The sequence below is a fragment of the Nocardioides sp. zg-1308 genome, from assembly GCF_013155375.1.
GTDB classification, from domain to species: Bacteria; Actinomycetota; Actinomycetes; order Propionibacteriales; family Nocardioidaceae; genus Nocardioides; species Nocardioides renjunii.
In genome coordinates, this window is sequence record NZ_JABJQY010000002.1 from 2,528,330 (window position 1) to 2,544,299 (window position 15,970).

The window sequence follows — 15,970 nt, forward strand, 5'->3', positions numbered from 1 at the left end:
GATCCACGCAGGCGACCCGGAGCAATCGAGAGGACACCATGAAGAAGGACACCCACCCCGACTACGTCGAGACCGCCGTCACCTGCACGTGCGGCGCGTCGTTCACCACCCGCAGCACCGCGACCTCCGGCAGCATCCACGCCGACGTCTGCTCGCAGTGCCACCCCTTCTACACCGGCAAGCAGAAGATCCTCGACACCGGCGGCCGCGTCGCCCGGTTCGAGGCCCGCTACGCCAAGAAGGCCCCGGCCGCACCTGCCGAGACCTCCGACAGCAAGTAGCCACGTCCAGGCGCCGGTCGCCCGCATCGCGCGGGTGGCCGGCGCCTTGTCGTCTGTCCGGGAGTCCGCACGAGGAGCAGGAGCACCATGTTCGAGGCCGTCGAGGGCATGCGCGAGGAGCACGCCGACCTCGAGCGACGCCTGTCGCTGCCCGAGACCCACGCCGACCAGCGCCTGGCCCGGCGGCTCAACCAGAGGTACGCCGAGCTGACCGCCGTCGTCACCACCTGGCAGGAGTGGCTCGGGCTCGGCGACGACGTCGAGGCGGCCCGCGAGCTCTCCGCCGACGACCCGGCCTTCGCCCAGGAGGCCGACGAGCTGGCCGCGCGCCGCGCGACCGCCGAGGAGCGGCTGCGCCGACTCCTGGTGCCGCGCGACCCCGCCGACGCCAAGGACGCCCTGCTCGAGATCAAGTCGGGGGAGGGCGGCGAGGAGTCGGCGCTGTTCGCCGGCGACCTGCTCCGGATGTACTCCCGCTACGCCGAGGCGCGCGGCTGGAGCGTGGAGCTGCTCGACGCCAACGAGTCCGACCTCGGTGGCTACAAGTCGGTCACCGCGGCCGTGAAGGCCCGCGGCGCCGTCGAGCCCGGCCAGACGCCGTACGCCCTGTTGAAGTTCGAGGGCGGCGTGCACCGCGTGCAGCGGGTGCCGGTGACCGAGTCGCAGGGTCGCGTGCACACCTCCGCCGCCGGCGTGCTCGTCATGCCGGAGGCCGAGCAGGTCGACGTGACGGTCGACGACAACGACCTGCGCATCGACGTCTTCCGCTCCAGCGGCCCCGGCGGGCAGAGCGTCAACACCACCGACTCGGCCGTCCGCATCACCCACCTGCCCACAGGCATCGTGGTGAGCTGCCAGAACGAGAAGAGCCAGCTGCAGAACAAGGAGCAGGCCATGCGCATCCTGCGCGCGCGCCTGCTGCAGGCGGCCCAGGACGCCGCCGACGCCGAGGCCAGCGAGGCCCGCAGGTCGCAGGTGCGCACCGTGGACCGCTCGGAGCGGATCCGCACCTACAACTACCCGGAGAACCGCATCTCCGACCACCGCACCGGCTACAAGTCCTACAACCTCGACCAGGTGCTGGACGGCGACCTCCAGCCGGTGCTCGACTCCTGCGTCGAGGCCGACATGGCCGCCCGGCTCGCGGCACTGGAGTCCTGAGTGCGGCCCCGCGACGCCCGGCGGCACGCCGCGGAGCTGCTCGTCGAGGCCGGCGTGGCCTCGCCCGAGCGTGACGCCGACCTCCTGCTCGCCCACGTCCTCGACGTGCCGCTGGGACGCCTGCCCTTGCTCGACGACCTGTCCGGGGAGGCGCAGGAGCGCTACGACGCCCTGGTGGCGCGACGGGCGGCCCGCGAGCCGCTGCAGCACCTGACCGGCACCGCGGCGTTCCGCCACGTGGAGCTGGCCGTGGGGCCCGGCGTGTTCGTGCCCCGTCCCGAGACCGAGCTGCTGGCCGGGTGGGCGGTCGACGCCGCCCTGGCCCTCGACCGGCCGGCCGTGGTGGTCGACCTCTGCACGGGCTCGGGCGCCATCGCCCGCGCGGTCGTCGACGAAGTCCCGGACGCCGACGTGCACGCCGTCGAGCTCGACGAGGGCGCCCTGGCCTGGGCCGAGCGCAACCTCGCCGGGACCGGGGTGGACCTCCGCCACGGCGACCTGGCGACCGCCTTCGACGACCTGGCCGGCACGGTCGACGTCGTCGTGTGCAACCCGCCCTACATCCCGCTCGAGGCCTGGGAGTCGGTGGCCGCGGAGGCCCGCGACCACGACCCGCACCTGGCGCTGTTCTCCGGCCAGGACGGCCTCGACGCGATGCGCGTGCTCGAGCAGCGAGCCGCCCTGCTGCTGCGGCCCGGGGGAGTGGTCGGCGCCGAGCACGCCGACGTCCAGGGGGAGTCGGCCCCCGGCGTCTTCGCCGCGACCGGCCGCTGGCTCGACGTGGCCGACCACCGCGACCTCGCGGGTCGACCGCGCTACGTGACCGCGCGACTGGCACGATGAGCGACGTGGACAGGTTCGAGACCTCGACCGAGGAGGAGCGGGAGGCGGCGGTCACCGCTGCCGCCGGCGCCGTGCGCCGTGGCGAGCTGGTGGTCATCCCCACCGACACCGTCTACGGCATCGCCGCCGACGCGTTCGCCCACGACGCCGTGAAGAGCCTGCTGGCCGCCAAGGGACGCGGCCGGGAGATGCCGCCGCCGGTGCTCGTCTCGGCCGCCACCACCCTCGACGCGCTCGCCGAGGGCGTGCCGCCGTGGGCGCGGACCCTCGTCGAGGAGTTCTGGCCCGGCCCGCTCACGCTCGTGTGCCGCCAGCAGTCGTCCCTCATGTGGGACCTGGGGGAGGCCCGCGGCACCGTCGCGGTCCGCATGCCCGACGACGAGATCGCCCTCGCCGTGCTCGAGCGCACCGGACCGCTCGCGGTGAGCTCGGCCAACCTGACCGGCCGACCGGCCGCGACCGACGCCGACGCCGCGGAGGAGATGCTCGGCGACGCCGTCTCGGTCATCGTCGACGGGGGCGCCTCGCCGGGCAGCGAGGCCTCCACGATCATCGACGTCACCGTGCCCGAGGGCCGGGTCCTGCGCCTGGGCGCCCTGTCGCTCGACGTGCTCAACGCCGCGATCGCCGAGCACGGCGTGGTGCTCGCGGACGAGGGCTGACGGTGCGGGAGTACCTCCTCGTCTTCCTGGTCGCCCTGTCGGTGACCTACCTGCTCACCGTCCTGGCCCGCGAGTTCGCCCTGCGCACCGGTGCGGTGGCGCAGGTCCGCGACCGCGACGTGCACGCGGAGCCGATCCCCTACCTCGGCGGGCTGGCGATGCTCGGCGGGCTGTGCGCTGCCTATGTCGTCGCCCACGAGCTGCCCTTCCTCGGCCTGCGCAGCGAGGGCTTCGTGTTTAAGGACGCCGGCGCCGTGCTGCTGGCCGGGGCGCTGGTGTGCGCGGTCGGGGTCATCGACGACATCTTCGACCTCGACGCCCTGACCAAGCTGGGCGGGCAGGTCCTCGCCGCGGGTCTCCTGGTCGCGCTCGGGGTGCGGTTCTACTACTTCCCCGGGCCCGACGGCACCCAGTTCGCGCTCGACGACGCCCAGGGCGCCGTGCTGACCCTCGTCGTGGTGATCGGCACGATGAACGCCGTGAACTTCGTCGACGGCCTCGACGGGCTGGCCGCCGGCGTCGTCGGGATCGGCGCCGCGGCGTTCTTCGTCTACTGCTACACACTCGCGGACCAGAACAACCTCACGCTCGCGACCACCGGCGCCCTGCTGAGCGCGGCGCTGGCCGGGGCGTGCGCGGGCTTCCTGCCGCACAACTTCCACCCGGCACGCCTCTTCATGGGCGACTCCGGGTCGATGCTCATCGGCCTGGTCCTGTCCGCGAGCGCCCTGACGCTGACCGGGCAGTTCTTCGGCATGCCGACCACCGAGGGCAACAGCCTCTTCGTCACCGTCCTGCCGGTGCTGCTCCCCATCTCGCTGCTCATGGTCCCGATCGTCGACCTCGTGCTGGCCGTCGTACGCCGCACGCGCGCCGGCCGCTCGCCGATGAGCGCGGACAAGCAGCACCTCCACCACCGCCTGCTCGAGATCGGCCACTCCCAGCGGCGCGCGGTGCTCATCATGTGGCTGTGGGCCTTCACCCTCGCCGCGGGTGCGGTGATCGTGAGCCTGTCCACCAGCCCGTGGGTCTGGTGGAGCCTCGGCTCGATGCTGGCGCTCACGATCACCATGACGTTCGTGCTCCCCAAGCTGCACCGACCGCCCAAGACCGGCCTGGGCGACACCGGCCTGCCCGAGAACGCCTTGGTCGAGGGCCGCGCCGACGGTGAGCCCGACGGGTCGACCGAGGGGCCCGCCGAGGGACCGGACGGCCCCGACCGAGCGGCCACCGCGCCCGCCGGCGGCCCGGGGGACACCCTGCGCTGAGCGTCTGCCGACCCTCCGGCCGGGCTGTCCATGACCTCGTCATGACCTCTCGGCCGGGCCTCGGTTTCGAGCCGGGGAGGACTTTGTGATAGTTTTCACGAGCGATCACGCACCGACCGCCGAGCACAGACAGGCCGCCGCCATGACGACCGAGAGCAGCGCGACATACCGCCGCAGCAGCCTCGTGCCGGGCGTACGGGTCGTCGTCCGGGCGGCCGGGCTGACGGTCCTGGCGGGCGTCGTCATGACGTGCGCGGCCGCTGTCGTCCACGGCGCGGAGCCGGCTGCCGCCGCGGCCCTCGGTGCCGCCCTCGTGGCGCTCGTGGTGTCCTTCGGGACCCTCTCGCTGCACGTCGTGGCGAGCGCGATGCCGACCGCGTCCCTGCTGGTCGCCCTCGTCACCTACCTCACCCAGCTCGCGATCGTCATGCTGGTGTTCCTCGCCATCACGCGCGGGGACCTCTTCGGCACCACCGAGGCCCGGGGCTGGCTGGCGGCGTCCATGGTCGTCGCCACGCTCGTCTGGACGGCCGCCCACCTCGTGCTGACCGCCCGCGAGCGGGTGCCCTACTTCGACCTCCCGACCGGGGGTGAGTCATGACCACGACGACTGCTAAAGTCCGCAGCGCCATGGCCGAGTCCGGTGCCACTTCCTCCCAACCTCCGCGCAGCAGTGCTCCCAGCTACCTCGTGGCCGGGGTGCTGTTCTACGGCTTGGTCGGTTGGCTCCTGGACCAGTGGCTGGGCACCCGCTTCCTGGTGGCGGCGGGGGTCCTGCTCGGCGGCGTCCTTGGCACGTACATGATGGTCGTGCAGCTCCGCCGGCAGACAGCCGCGGAGATGGCGCACCAGGACCGCACGAGCAACACGACGAGCAAGACGAGCAACGAGGAGTCGGAGTGAGCATCACCCAGCCTGTCGCGGCCCAGCCCGTAGCAGCAGAGGGCGGTTCGGGCTTCCACGCCCCCGGCCCGGGGAGCTTCGAGCTGCCGCCCATCTTCGGCGACGTCACCAAGCCGATGCTGCTGCTGGCGCTGTCGGCGCTCCTGGTCTTCGGCTTCTTCTACCTCGCCACGCGCAACGCCTCCCTCGTGCCGGGCCGGCTGCAGTTCGCGGGCGAGATGGTCTACGGCTTCGTGCGCAACAACATGGCTCGCGACAACATCGGCAGCGAGCACTACATGAAGTTCGTGCCCTACCTCTTCACGCTGTTCACCTTCATCCTGGTGAACAACTACTACGGCGTGTTCCCGTTCCTGCAGTTCCCGAGCTTCTCGCGCATCGGCTTCATCGTGCCGCTGGCCCTGCTCAGCTGGGTCATCTACGTCGGTGCCGGCGTCTGGAAGCACGGCCCGCTCGGCTACCTCAAGCACGCCACGATGCCCGGCGGCGTGAAGGGCCCGATCCTGCTGCTGCTGGTGCCGCTGGAGTTCTTCTCCAACATCATCATCCGTCCGGTCACGCTCACGCTGCGACTCTTCGGCAACATGTTCGCCGGTCACCTGCTGCTCATCCTGTTCGCCACGGGCGGCGCGGCGCTGCTCGCGAGCGGCAACATCGTCTACGGCGCGGTCGGCCTGCTGTCCTTCGGACTCGGCATCGGCGTCAGCTTCCTGGAGATGCTGGTCATGTTCCTGCAGGCCTACGTCTTCACCCTGCTCTCCTCGATGTACATCGGCGAGGCCCTCGCCGACGAGCACTGAGGCTCCCCAACCCACAAGTTTCGCCAGAAAAGTCGGCACCACCACCGGTGCCGAACGACGAAAGGAAAAAGCCGTGGAAGGCTCCATCAACCTGGTCGGTCTCGGCCTGTCCGCCATCGGACCCGGCGTAGGCATCGGCCTGATCTTCGCCGCCTTCATCTCCGGTGTCGCCCGCCAGCCCGAGGCCCAGAGCCGTCTGCAGTCGATCGCCATCCTTGGCTTCGTCCTTGCCGAGGCGCTCTTCATCATCACTGTCGCGCTCGCGTTCGTCCTGCCTCTCTGACGACCGCTGCACCCCAGCTCTAGACCGTAGGAGTTCGACTCATGGACCACATCGTCCTGGCGGCGACGGAGGGTGAGACCCACAGCCCGGTGCTGCCGGTCTGGTCGGAGGTCATCCTCGCCCTGATCGTCTTCGCGATCCTCTTCGTGCTGTTGCGCAAGTTCGTCGTGCCCAGCTTCGAGAGGACCTTCGCGGAGCGCACTCAGGCGATCGAGGGCGGGCTCCACGCAGCGGAGTCCAAGCAGGCCGAGGCCGACGCCAAGCTCGCCGAGCTCGAGAAGCAGCTCGCCGACGCCCGGCACGAGGCCGCGCGCATCCGCGAGGAGGCGCGCGAGCAGGGGGCACAGATCATCGCGGAGATGCGGGAGCAGGCCCAGGCCGAGTCCACCCGCATCGTCGAGCATGGCAAGACGCAGATCGAGGCCGAGCGCCAGCAGGCGGTCACCTCCCTGCGGGCCGAGGTCGGCACCCTCGCGACCGGCCTCGCCGGTCGGATCGTGGGCGAGAGCCTCGACGACGAGGCTCGTCAGAGCCGCGTGGTCGACCGCTTCCTGTCCGAGATCGAGGCGCAGGGCAGCACCACGACGGGGAGCGTCAACTGATGATGCGAGGAGCGTCTGCCGACGCCTACGCCGCCACGGCCGGGTCCCTGACGGGCTCCGGCGACGCCGGTGCCGTCGGTCGGGACCTGTTCGGCGCGGCGGACCTCCTCCGCAGCGAGCCGTCCCTGCGGCGCGTCGCCACCGACGCGTCGATCCCGGCCGAGGCCAAGGCGGGGCTGCTCCGCGAGGTGCTGGCCGGCAAGGTCTCCGAGGCGGCGCTGATCGTGGTCACCACCGCGGTCGGCCAGCGGTGGACCTCCGGCCGTGACCTCGCCGACGCCCTCGAGCGTCTCGGCGTGGTCTCGGTCGCGCGGTCCGCGGGAGGCGACGCCGGTCGCCTCGAGGACGAGCTGTTCGCCTTCGGGCAGGTCCTGCAGGACAACCCGCCGCTGCGCGACGCGATCTCCGACCCGGCCCGCAGCCGCGACGACAAGGCGCGCCTGCTGGACACCCTGCTCGACGACAAGGTGCTCCCGGCGACGATCGCGCTCGTGCAGCAGTCGCTGTCCGGCAGCTACCGCACGGTCTCGGTCGCCCTGGCCGACTACCAGAAGGTGGCGGCGGACGTGCGCGGCGAGTCCGTGGCGACCGTCCGGGTCGCCCGGCCGCTCGCCGACAACGACCGCACGCGGCTCACCGACGCGCTCACGCGCGCCTACGGCCGCCAGATCCACCTCAACGTCGTCGTGGACCCCGACGTCATCGGCGGCATGCGCGTCGAGATCGGGGACGACGTCATCGACGGGACGGTGTCCAGCCGCCTCGACGACGCCCGACGCCGGCTCGCCGGCTGAGCCACGCGCACCATCCAGCACCACACTTTCGAGCAACTCCAGCGAACTCCAGCAGACCCAGGAACAGGTGAGATGAGATGACGGAGCTTTCCATCCGTCCGGACGAGATCCGGGACGCGCTCCAGCGCTTCGTGTCCGACTACAAGCCCGACGCGGCGACCACGGAAGAGGTCGGCACCGTCGCGGAGGCCGGCGACGGCATCGCCCGCGTGAGCGGCCTGCCCTCGGTCATGGCCAACGAGCTGCTCGAGTTCGAGGACGGCACGCTGGGCATCGCGCTCAACCTCGACACCCGCGAGATCGGTGTCGTCGTGCTCGGCGACTTCGACAAGATCGAGGAGGGCCAGCCGGTCCGCCGCACCGGCGAGATCCTCTCGGTGCCCGTCGGCGACGGCTACCTCGGTCGCGTCGTCGACCCGCTCGGCACCCCGATCGACGGGCTCGGCGAGGTCGAGACCTCCGGTCGTCGTCCGCTCGAGCTGCAGGCCGCGACCGTCATGGAGCGCAAGTCGGTCCACGAGCCGCTCGCGACCGGCATCAAGGCCATCGACGCGATGACCCCGATCGGCCGCGGCCAGCGCCAGCTCATCATCGGCGACCGCGCGACCGGCAAGACGACGATCGCCATCGACACGATCATCAACCAGAAGCAGAACTGGGAGACCGGCGACCCGGACAAGCAGGTCCGCTGCATCTACGTCGCCATCGGCCAGAAGGGCTCGACCATCGCCTCCGTGCGTGGCGCCCTCGAGAAGGCCGGCGCCCTGGAGTACACCACCATCGTGGCCTCCCCGGCGTCCGACTCCGCCGGCTTCAAGTACCTCGCCCCCTACACCGGCTCGGCCATCGGCCAGCACTGGATGTACGAGGGCAAGCACGTCCTCATCGTCTTCGACGACCTCACCAAGCAGGCCGAGGCCTACCGCGCCGTGTCGCTGCTGCTGCGTCGCCCGCCGGGCCGCGAGGCCTACCCCGGTGACGTGTTCTACCTGCACAGCCGGCTGCTCGAGCGCTGCGCGAAGCTGTCCGACGAGCTCGGCAAGGGCTCGATGACGGGTCTGCCCATCATCGAGACCAAGGCCAACGACGTCTCGGCGTTCATCCCGACCAACGTCATCTCGATCACCGACGGCCAGATCTTCCTGCAGTCCGACCTGTTCGCCGCCAACCAGCGCCCCGCCATCGACGTCGGTGTCTCGGTCTCGCGCGTGGGTGGCTCGGCGATGACCAAGGCGATGAAGGCCGTCACCGGCTCGCTCAAGGTCGACCTGGCGCAGTTCCGCGCGATGGAGGCGTTCGCCATGTTCGCCTCCGACCTCGACGCGGCCTCGCGCCAGCAGCTCGACCGCGGCCAGCGCCTGATGGCGCTGCTCAAGCAGCCGCAGTACTCGCCGTACCCGGTCGAGGAGATGACCGCCTCGCTGTGGCTCGGCACCACCGGCCGCCTCGACAAGGTCCCCACCGACGACGTGCTCCGCTTCGAGGCCGAGTTCCTCGACTACCTGCGGCGCTCGCACGAGGGCATCCTCGCCGGCATCCGGGAGACGCATAAGTTCGACGACGACGCCGACGCCGAGCTCGTGCGGGCCTACGACTCCTTCCTCGACCAGTTCGAGACTTCCGACGGCCAGAGCATCAAGGCCGGCAAGGAAGAGCACGTCGCCCTCGAGGACGAGGACGTCGAGCAGGAGCAGATCGTCAAGCAGAAGCGGAGCTGACGCAATGGCTCTCTCGGTACGCGAGTACCGCGCGCGGATCAAGTCGACGGAGTCGATGAAGAAGATCACGCGTGCCATGGAGCTCATTGCTGCGTCGCGCATCATCAAGGCACAGCAGCGGGCCCAGGCGGCCGCGCCGTACGCCCGCGAGCTGACGCGTGCGGTGTCGGCCGTGGCGACGTTCTCCAACGTCGACCACGCGCTGACCACCGAGCCGGAGGACCCCAAGCGGGCCGCCGTCCTCGTGGTCACCTCCGACCGCGGCCTCGCCGGTGCCTACTCCTCGAGCGTCATCAAGGAGGCCGAGCGCCTCGTCGAGAAGCTCAAGGGCGAGGGCAAGGACGTCGACCTCTACACCAGCGGTCGCAAGGGCGAGGCCTACTTCAAGTTCCGCCAGCGTCCCGTGGCGCAGGCATGGACGGGCTTCTCCGACCAGCCGACCTACGACGTCGCCGCGGAGATCGGCGCCACGCTGATCGCCGCCTTCCTCGCCGACGAGGACGAGGGCGACGCCGAGGCCAACCCGGTCGACGAGGTCCACGTGGTCTTCACGCGGTTCCGCTCGATGCTCAGCCAGGAGCCGACCGCCGTACGCCTGCTGCCGCTGGAGGTCGTCGAGGGCACCGAGCCGCCCGAGAAGGGTGACCTGCTGCCGCTCTACGAGTTCGAGCCGTCGCCGTCCGACGTCCTGGACTCCCTGCTGCCGCGCTACGTCCAGAGCCGCATCTTCTTCGCTCTCCTGCAGGCGGCCGCCTCCGAGCTGGCCGCCCGGCAGAAGGCGATGAAGTCCGCGACGGACAACGCCGACGAGCTCATCAAGAAGTACACCCGAATCGCCAACCAGGCCCGCCAGGCCGGCATCACCCAGGAAATCAGCGAGATCGTCGGTGGCGTCAACGCCCTCGCCGACGCCAACGCCGGTCAAGACTGAAGCGGAGAAGAGAGAAATGACTGCAACCGTCGAAGAGACCCGGACCTCCGGCACTGCCGGCTCGGTCGGTCGCATCACGCGCGTCATCGGCCCCGTCGTGGACATCGAGTTCCCGACCGACGCCATGCCGGCCATCTACAACGCCCTCAAGGTCGACCTGACCCTCAGCGGCGAGACGACGACCATCACCCTCGAGGTCGCCCAGCACATCGGTGACGGCATGGTCCGCGCCATCTCCATGAAGCCGACCGACGGCCTGGTCCGCGGCGCCCAGGTGACCGACACCGGTGAGTCCATCACCGTGCCGGTCGGTGACGCCACGCTCGGCAAGGTGTTCAACACCACCGGCGACTGCCTCAACCTCGCCGAGGGCGAGACGCTCGACGTCAAGGAGCGGTGGGGCATCCACCGCAAGGCACCGGCGTTCGACCAGCTCGAGGCCAAGACGCAGATGTTCGAGACCGGCATCAAGGTCATCGACCTGCTGACCCCCTACGTCCAAGGCGGCAAGATCGGCCTGTTCGGTGGCGCCGGCGTCGGCAAGACCGTGCTCATCCAGGAGATGATCGCCCGCGTCGCCAAGGACCACGGTGGTGTGTCGGTGTTCGCCGGTGTCGGCGAGCGCACCCGCGAGGGCAACGACCTCATCGTCGAGATGGAGGAGGCCGGCGTCATCGGCCAGACCGCCCTCGTGTTCGGCCAGATGGACGAGCCGCCGGGCACGCGCCTGCGGGTCGCGCTGTCGGCGCTGACGATGGCGGAGTACTTCCGCGACGTGCAGCAGCAGGACGTGCTGCTGTTCATCGACAACATCTTCCGCTTCACCCAGGCCGGGTCCGAGGTGTCCACGCTGCTGGGCCGCATGCCGTCCGCGGTGGGCTACCAGCCCAACCTCGCCGACGAGATGGGCCAGCTCCAGGAGCGCATCACCTCGACGCGTGGTCACTCGATCACCTCGATGCAGGCGATCTACGTGCCCGCCGACGACTACACCGACCCGGCCCCGGCCACGACGTTCGCGCACCTCGACGCGACGACCGAGCTGTCGCGCGAGATCGCCTCGCTCGGCATCTACCCGGCCGTGGACCCGCTGACCTCGACGTCGCGCATCCTCGACCCGCAGTACATCGGCGAGGAGCACTACCGCTGCGCCGTGCGGATCAAGCAGATCCTGCAGCGCAACAAGGAGCTCCAGGACATCATCGCCATCCTCGGTGTCGACGAGCTCAGCGAGGAGGACAAGATCATCGTCTCCCGCGCCCGTCGCATCCAGCGGTTCTTGTCGCAGAACACCTACGTCGCCAAGCAGTTCACCGGCATCGAGGGCTCGACCGTCCCGGTGGCCGACACCATCGAGGCGTTCAACAAGATCGCCGACGGTGAGTACGACCACGTGGCCGAGCAGGCCTTCTTCATGTGCGGCGGTCTCGAAGACGTCGAGCAGAAGTGGGCCGAGATCCAGAAGAGCCTCTGATGGCGGGCCCGTCCACCGACAAGGTGCTGCAGGTCGAGCTGGTCGCTGCCGACCGGCTCGTCTGGTCGGGCCAGGCGACCATGGTCATCGCCCGCACCACCGAGGGCGACGTCGGGATCCTGCCCAACCACGCGCCGCTGCTGTCCTCGATCATCGAGGGCGTCGTCGACGTGCAGACCGTGGAGGGCGAGACCTGGGTCGCGGCGGTCGACGCCGGCTTCTTGTCGGTGGCCGACAACCGCGTGTCCATCCTGTCCGAGCGGGCCGAGATGTCGCACGAGATCGACCTCGAGAAGGCGCGCCAGGACCTCGAGCGGGCCCAGTCCGCCGGGGGCAACGACGACGCGGCCGACGAGGCCGTCCGTCGTGCCGAGGCGCGCATCCGCGCCGTCGAACGGGCCTCCTGACAGGTCCTCCCGCACGACCGCTAGGGTGAGCGCACGGACCTCCGGGTCCGTGCGCTCGTCTGTTTCTCGGTCGCTGGTCGGACCGCCCGTCGGCGGTCGTTGGGAGGGTGGATGCCGGTCTGGGAATGGGTGCTCGACATCGTCGGGCTCTTCTTGTTCCTCGCCCTGCTCTACGGCATCTCGCTGATCGTCCGGCGCCGCCTGCTCGCCCGTCACGGCGGCACCTTCGAGCTCAGCTACCGGATGCGACCCGAGCACCCCGGTCGCGGCTGGCTGCTCGGCATCGGGCGCTACTCCGGGCAGTCGCTGGAGTGGTTCCGCATCTTCTCGCTGTCCCCGCGCCCCAAGCGGGTGTGGGCCCGCGACCTGCTGGAGTACTCCGGCCGACGGGCTCCCGAGGGCGCGGAGGAGATGTCGCTCTACGACGGGCACGTCGTCGCCTCGTGCCACTACGGCGGTGACCCGCTGGAGATCGCGATGAGCGAGGCGTCGCTCACCGGCTTCCAGTCCTGGCTCGAGTCAGGGCCGCCCGGGACGGACTGGAACCGGCGCTAGGCCGGACCGGTCGACCCGCCGACGCGCAGCTCCACGGGGAGCACGACGTCGGCCACGGGCTCACCGGCGATCCGGGCCAGGGCGGCGTGCGCCGTGGCGCGACCCTTGTCGGCGAGCGGCTGCACCACGGTGGTGAGGCTGAGGTCGAGCCACGGGGTGTCGACGCCGTCGAAGCCCGCGACGCTGAGGTCGCCCGGCACGGACAGCCCGCGGCGCCGCGCCTCGAGGACCACACCGGCGGCCTGGACGTCGCTCTGGCAGACGATCGCGGTCACGTCGGGACCGGTGGCGAGGTAGTCCGACGCGAGCGACTGGGCCTCCGCGAGGTCGCTCGCGCAGGCGCCGATGACGTGGGCGTCGGGGAAGACCTGCCGCAGTCCCGCCTCCCGCTCCCGCTGCGGTCGGGACGCCTCCAGCGTCATCGTGGCGACCCGCCGGTGGCCGTGGTCGTGGAGGTGGGCGGCGAGGGCGGCCGACCCGCGCCGGTGGTCGATGTCGACGAAGGTCGTCCCGGGCCAGCACGGGCCCTCGACGACGACCAGCGGCACGTCGCGGGCCACCAGGTCGTCGTAGGCGTGCCAGGTCTCGCGCCCGCAGTTGTCGTAGATGACGGCGTCGAGGGGGAGGCGGGGGTGCGCGTCGTCGTCGGCCATCAGCAGCAGCCCCATGCCGGCCGCCCCGAGCACCTCCGACACGGCGTCGAGCATGGGCAGCGCCGCGGGGTCGCGGAACGCCGAGCTGAGCTGGCCGACGGCGATGCCGACCACGCCGCTGCGGCCTCGGCGCAGGTTGCTGGCCAAGGGATTGGGGCCGGCGTAGCCGAGCGACGACGCGGCGGCCAGGACCCGCTGGCGGGTCGCCTCGGAGACCGGCTTGTTGCCCGAGAACGCCAGGGACGCCGTCGACAGCGAGACGCCCGCCACTGCGGCGACGTCGGCCAGGGTCGGGGGGCGAGGTGGACCGGACACGCTCGGCAGGATAGCATCGAAACGATTCGATCGAAACGATTCGCCGTCGTCTCGGATCACGCTCGTCCAGACCCTGACCCACCCGCTCGAGGAGTGCCGTGCCCACCCTGACCGCCGCCCGCAACGCCGTGGGGATGACGTTCTTCCTCAACGGCCTGGTCTTCTCCAGCTGGGTCTCGCGGATCCCCGAGGTGCGGTCGAGCTTCGACCTCACCAACGGCCAGCTCGGCCTCCTGCTCCTCGCGATCGCGGTCGGGTCGGTCCTGGCCCTGCCGACCACCGGCGCGGCCATCAACGCGTGGGGCACGGAGCGGATCGTCCGGGTCGGGGCGGTCGCCGCCACGCTCGGCATGGCCATGGCGGCCCTCGGCCTGGGGCACGTGCTCCTGGTGACGGTGGTCGGGCTGTTCGTCTACGGCCTCGGCATCGGCGTGTGGGACGTCGCGATGAACGTCGAGGGCGCCGAGGTGGAGCGCGGGCTGGGCCGCACGATCATGCCGCGCTTCCACGCCGGCTTCAGCGGGGGCACCGTGGTCGGCGCGCTCCTCGGTGCGCTGCTCATCGAGCTGGACGTCCCGGCGGTGGTGCACCTGCTCGGCGTGGTGCTCGTCGCCATCGCGCTCGTGTGGCGCTCGTCGCCGGCGTTCCTGCCGGTGGAGACCGCGCACGAGGAGGAGCGGACGTCGGCGGCCCGCGCCTGGCTGGAGCCGCGCACGCTGCTGATCGGCGTGATGGTGCTGGCCCTGGCGATGACCGAGGGGACCGCCAACGACTGGCTCGCCGTCGCGCTCGTGGACGGCCACGACGTCTCGCACGCCGTGGGCGTGGCCGGGTTCGCCGTCTTCGTCCTCGCCATGACCGCTGGTCGGTTCGCGGGCACCGGCCTGATCGACCGCTTCGGGCGGGTCGCGGTGCTGTGGGGCACCATGGCGCTCGCCGGCGGGGGAGTGCTGCTCATCGTCTTCGCCGACCAGCCCGTCCTCGTCGTGACCGGCATCGTCCTGTGGGGCGTCGGTGCCTCGCTCGGCTTCCCGGTCGGCATGAGCGCCGCCGCCGACGACCCGGTCCGCGCCGCCGCGCGGGTCAGCGTCGTCTCCACCATCGGCTACGCCGCCTTCCTCGCCGGCCCGCCGTTCCTCGGGTTCGTCGGGGACGAGGTCGGCACCCTCAAGGCGCTGCTCGTGGTCGCCGTCCTGCTCATGCCGGCGGCCCTGGTCGTGCCCTCGGCGCGCGAGCAGCGCCCCGAGCGGTCCGAGCGCGTCTGAGCCGGGTCGGGGGACCGCTCAGCGCTCCCCGCCCGGCACCCACAGCACGTCGCCGGTGTCGCGGTTGGCGTGGCGGGCCAGGATGAAGAGCAGGTCCGAGAGCCGGTTGAGGTAGGTGATCGCGAGGACGTTCATCGTGTCCTCGTGCTCGGCCCAGGCCGCCCAGCCGGCCCGCTCCGCACGGCGTACGACGGTGCGCGCGACGTGCAGGTGGGCCGCGGCGACACTGCCGCCGTTGAGGATGAACGAGCGCAGCGCCGGCAGCTCCTCGTTGTAGTGGTCGCACCACCCCTCGAGCCGGTCGACGTAGTCCTGCTCGATGCGCAACGGCGGGTGCTCGGGGTTCGGGACCGCCGGGGTGCAGAAGTCGGCACCCACGTCGAAGAGGTCGTTCTGCACGCGGGTGAGCACCGTGACCACGTCGTCCTCGAGCCCGCCGTGCGCCAGGGCGACCCCGATGTGGGCGTTGCCCTCGTCGACGCAGGCGTACGCCTCGAGCCGCGGGTCGGTCTTCGAGGTCTCGCTCATGTCGCCGAGCCGGGTGCGTCCGGCATCACCGGTACGGGTGTAGATGCGCGTCAGGTTGACCATGTGCCGACCCTACTGGCCGGGACTCGCCGCAAAGGTGGTGCGTGCGGGCAGCCGAACGGGGTACAACAGCGTCCTAGGAGTGACAGCAGTCACGTGAGCGGCGTCGGGGGACGTCGGGGAGGGGCGCCCGATGGACATCATCTCGGATGGCCACACGCTCGTGCTGCAGGGCGACTTCGACGTGCGGAGCACGTGGGAGGTCCGCAACGCGATCTACGAGCGCATCGACGTGCTCGACGACGACGTGGTGATCGACATGACGGCGGTGTCCGCCATCGACGCCACCGCCCTCCGCCTGCTGGCCGTCGCCACCCGGCACGCCTGGCTCTCCGGCCACCACCTCACCGTCCGCAACCCCGGGCCGGCGGTGCGCCGGATGGCGCACCTGACCCGGCTGGCGCACGCCATCGAGGTGGAGCGCGTCGCCGCGACCGCCTGATCGGCGATCGCGGCTCCGCCCTCCC

At 71.1% G+C, this 15,970-nt stretch carries 20 protein-coding genes; 18 read left to right on the forward strand and 2 right to left on the reverse strand.

The genetic code is table 11. The features are described 5' to 3' along the window. The first annotated feature begins 38 nt into the window (after positions 1-38). The 16 genes from rpmE (at position 39) to HN031_RS14070 (ending at position 12,682) form a co-directional block, all read left to right on the forward strand. Positions 39-281: a 50S ribosomal protein L31 gene (gene rpmE, locus HN031_RS13995; RefSeq protein ID WP_172270821.1), complete on the forward strand. Its 243-nt coding sequence runs from the start codon at positions 39-41 to the stop codon at positions 279-281. 87 nt (positions 282-368) lie between these two features. After that, positions 369-1,442, forward strand: a complete 1,074-nt coding sequence (gene prfA / locus HN031_RS14000; protein ID WP_172270823.1) for a peptide chain release factor 1 — start codon at positions 369-371, stop codon at positions 1,440-1,442. Continuing rightward, on the forward strand, positions 1,443-2,285 hold the full coding sequence (prmC, locus tag HN031_RS14005; protein ID WP_172270825.1) for a peptide chain release factor N(5)-glutamine methyltransferase: 843 nt from the start codon (positions 1,443-1,445) through the stop codon (positions 2,283-2,285). After that, on the forward strand, positions 2,282-2,947 hold the full coding sequence (locus tag HN031_RS14010) for an L-threonylcarbamoyladenylate synthase (protein ID WP_172270827.1): 666 nt from the start codon (positions 2,282-2,284) through the stop codon (positions 2,945-2,947). The genes prmC and HN031_RS14010 overlap by 4 nt, the downstream gene beginning before the upstream one ends. A 2-nt stretch (positions 2,948-2,949) precedes the next feature. Beyond that, on the forward strand, positions 2,950-4,215 hold the full coding sequence (locus tag HN031_RS14015; protein WP_172270829.1) for an undecaprenyl/decaprenyl-phosphate alpha-N-acetylglucosaminyl 1-phosphate transferase: 1,266 nt from the start codon (positions 2,950-2,952) through the stop codon (positions 4,213-4,215). Between the two features lie 142 nt (positions 4,216-4,357). Continuing rightward, the gene (locus HN031_RS14020) at positions 4,358-4,816 is read left to right on the forward strand and encodes a hypothetical protein (protein WP_172270831.1); all 459 of its coding nucleotides are present in this window, start codon (positions 4,358-4,360) and stop codon (positions 4,814-4,816) included. Next, on the forward strand, positions 4,813-5,118 hold the full coding sequence (locus HN031_RS14025) for an AtpZ/AtpI family protein (protein WP_172270833.1): 306 nt from the start codon (positions 4,813-4,815) through the stop codon (positions 5,116-5,118). Before HN031_RS14020 ends, HN031_RS14025 begins: the two co-directional genes overlap by 4 nt. Further along, positions 5,115-5,918, forward strand: coding sequence for a F0F1 ATP synthase subunit A (atpB, locus tag HN031_RS14030; protein ID WP_367650765.1), 804 nt, complete (start codon positions 5,115-5,117; stop codon positions 5,916-5,918). Before HN031_RS14025 ends, atpB begins: the two co-directional genes overlap by 4 nt. 73 nt (positions 5,919-5,991) lie before the next feature. Then, a complete protein-coding gene (gene atpE / locus HN031_RS14035; RefSeq protein ID WP_030482691.1) occupies positions 5,992-6,201 on the forward strand; it encodes an ATP synthase F0 subunit C in 210 nt (69 codons plus the stop codon). 41 nt (positions 6,202-6,242) lie between these two features. Beyond that, entirely contained in the window at positions 6,243-6,803 is a 561-nt protein-coding gene (locus tag HN031_RS14040) for a F0F1 ATP synthase subunit B (RefSeq protein WP_172270835.1), read from the forward strand. Further along, entirely contained in the window at positions 6,803-7,597 is a 795-nt protein-coding gene (locus tag HN031_RS14045) for a F0F1 ATP synthase subunit delta (protein ID WP_172270837.1), read from the forward strand. Before HN031_RS14040 ends, HN031_RS14045 begins: the two co-directional genes overlap by 1 nt. Positions 7,598-7,674: 77 nt before the next feature. After that, the gene (gene atpA / locus HN031_RS14050) at positions 7,675-9,315 is read left to right on the forward strand and encodes a F0F1 ATP synthase subunit alpha (protein WP_172270839.1); all 1,641 of its coding nucleotides are present in this window, start codon (positions 7,675-7,677) and stop codon (positions 9,313-9,315) included. A gap of 4 nt (positions 9,316-9,319) precedes the next feature. Then, positions 9,320-10,246: a F0F1 ATP synthase subunit gamma gene (locus tag HN031_RS14055; protein ID WP_172270841.1), complete on the forward strand. Its 927-nt coding sequence runs from the start codon at positions 9,320-9,322 to the stop codon at positions 10,244-10,246. A gap of 16 nt (positions 10,247-10,262) precedes the next feature. Next, on the forward strand, positions 10,263-11,720 hold the full coding sequence (atpD, locus tag HN031_RS14060) for a F0F1 ATP synthase subunit beta (RefSeq protein ID WP_172270843.1): 1,458 nt from the start codon (positions 10,263-10,265) through the stop codon (positions 11,718-11,720). Further along, positions 11,720-12,127, forward strand: a complete 408-nt coding sequence (locus HN031_RS14065) for a F0F1 ATP synthase subunit epsilon (RefSeq protein ID WP_172270845.1) — start codon at positions 11,720-11,722, stop codon at positions 12,125-12,127. Before atpD ends, HN031_RS14065 begins: the two co-directional genes overlap by 1 nt. A gap of 111 nt (positions 12,128-12,238) precedes the next feature. Further along, a complete protein-coding gene (locus HN031_RS14070) occupies positions 12,239-12,682 on the forward strand; it encodes a DUF2550 domain-containing protein (RefSeq protein ID WP_172270847.1) in 444 nt (147 codons plus the stop codon). Here the strand turns inward: HN031_RS14070 and HN031_RS14075 are convergent. Further along, the gene (locus HN031_RS14075; protein ID WP_172270849.1) at positions 12,679-13,650 is read right to left on the reverse strand and encodes a LacI family DNA-binding transcriptional regulator; all 972 of its coding nucleotides are present in this window, start codon (positions 13,648-13,650) and stop codon (positions 12,679-12,681) included. The two genes, HN031_RS14070 and HN031_RS14075, sit on opposite strands and share 4 nt — an antisense overlap. 98 nt (positions 13,651-13,748) lie before the next feature. Between HN031_RS14075 and HN031_RS14080 the strand changes: the two genes are divergently transcribed. Then, a complete protein-coding gene (locus tag HN031_RS14080) occupies positions 13,749-14,915 on the forward strand; it encodes an MFS transporter (protein ID WP_322424565.1) in 1,167 nt (388 codons plus the stop codon). An 18-nt stretch (positions 14,916-14,933) separates the two neighbouring features. Here HN031_RS14080 and HN031_RS14085 read toward each other — a convergent pair whose 3' ends face one another. Beyond that, positions 14,934-15,506, reverse strand: a complete 573-nt coding sequence (locus HN031_RS14085; protein ID WP_172270851.1) for a cob(I)yrinic acid a,c-diamide adenosyltransferase — start codon at positions 15,504-15,506, stop codon at positions 14,934-14,936. Positions 15,507-15,636: 130 nt separating this feature from the next. Between HN031_RS14085 and HN031_RS14090 the strand changes: the two genes are divergently transcribed. After that, positions 15,637-15,945 (forward strand): STAS domain-containing protein, encoded by a 309-nt coding sequence (locus tag HN031_RS14090; RefSeq protein WP_172270853.1) that lies wholly within the window; start codon positions 15,637-15,639, stop codon positions 15,943-15,945. Positions 15,946-15,970: the final 25 nt, after the last annotated feature.